We start from the raw sequence: 1397 nt of genomic DNA on the forward strand, positions 1-1397 counted from the left end.
CCGTCCGAAGGCCGCCATGCGGGAGTTCAGCAGGATCTGCCCGATGGCATTCTTCGCCGCCGGGCTCTGTTCGCGAGTGTATGCCCGCGAAAGGTACCGGATATAGTCGGGAGGATGGTAATATGAGATGTATTGAAGGGCGTCTGCGACGCTCTTTGTGATATCCTCCCCGGCAATGGTCGATCTTGTCCTATTCACGAAATCTCATCCAAATGAACCGAGCCCGTTGACCAGTTTCAGGCTCTGGAAGCTCCGCAGCCCCTGCTCGCCGCCTTCATATCCATAACCGCTCTGTTTGACGCCTCCATACGGCGCATCCGCGGAAACCCCCTTCAGGTAATTTACACTGACAGCACCAGCCGAAAGACCGCCGATCAGCGCCCGTTTGGTATCGTCAGCACCGGTGAAGAAGTATGCAGCCAAGCCATAGTCAGTGGCGTTGGCTTCTTCGATAGCCTCCTCGATCGTGTCGAACGGCGCCACGGTGAGTATCGGCCCGAACGGCTCGTCATGAAGCACTCTGGCATCCTTTGGCACCCCTGTCAGGATGGTCGGCGGCCAGTAAAAACCCGGCCGGTCGAGGCGGGTGCCACCGGTTTCGATGGTGGCGCCGCGATCGACCGCGTCCTGGATCAGACGCTGCATGGCCTCGATCCGCCGCGCGTTTGCCATCGGTCCCATCTCCGTCGCAGGGTCGTTCGGTGGGCCGATCCTGATCTTGCGGGCGGCTTCCTTCATCTGGGAGAGGAATTCCTCATAGAGAGTGCGCGCGACGAAAATCCTGCTGGGCGCGTTGCAGCTCTGGCCCGCGCACTCGAACTTGTATTCCGATATTGCCGGGACGGCCTGTGCGAGGTCCGCATCCTCGCACACAACGACCGGGGAATGTCCACCGAGTTCAAGGATGCACCGCTGCAAGTTATTTGCGGCGAGCTTGGCAAGATGTTTTCCAACAGCGGTAGAGCCCGTAAAGGTCAGGACCTTTACAATCGGCGAGTTGAGCAAATTTTCAGAAATATGCGCCGGCACGCCGAAGACGAGATTGACCACGCCGTCCGGGATACCCGCTTGACGTAAAGCTTCGACGATGTGAACTGCAGCGCTCGGGGTCTCTTCCGCCCCTTTAAGGATCACCGGACAGCCTGCCGCCAATGCGGGGGCAAGCTTGCGGGCGATAAGCACTGCGGGATAGTTCCACGGCGTGAAGGCAGCGACCACACCAAGCGGCTCGGGGACAATCATTCGGTTCGGGCCATGTGGAATTGGGGCCGAGAATTCTTCGGCGTGCGTGCCGTACCACTCAAACGTTTCGACTGCGCGCGCGTACTCGCCTGTTGCTTCGGCAATCGTTTTCCCCTGTTCCCTCGACAAATCCTTCGCTGCGTCTCCCACCTTCG

Annotated in this window: 2 protein-coding genes; both read right to left on the reverse strand. The window is 59.5% G+C overall.

Annotated features, from left to right (window positions below; genetic code table 11):
* Positions 1–198 (reverse strand): fumarate hydratase (locus NKI41_RS33050; protein WP_352687241.1); only part of this gene is annotated, 198 nt, incomplete at its 3' end.
* 6 nt (positions 199–204) lie between these two features.
* The coding region (locus NKI41_RS33055) for an aldehyde dehydrogenase family protein (RefSeq protein WP_352687244.1) at positions 205–1397 on the reverse strand (1193 nt) is incomplete at its 5' end.

The sequence above is a fragment of the Mesorhizobium sp. M0601 genome (genome assembly GCF_040320845.1).
In the GTDB taxonomy this organism is placed as follows: Bacteria; Pseudomonadota; Alphaproteobacteria; order Rhizobiales; family Rhizobiaceae; genus Mesorhizobium.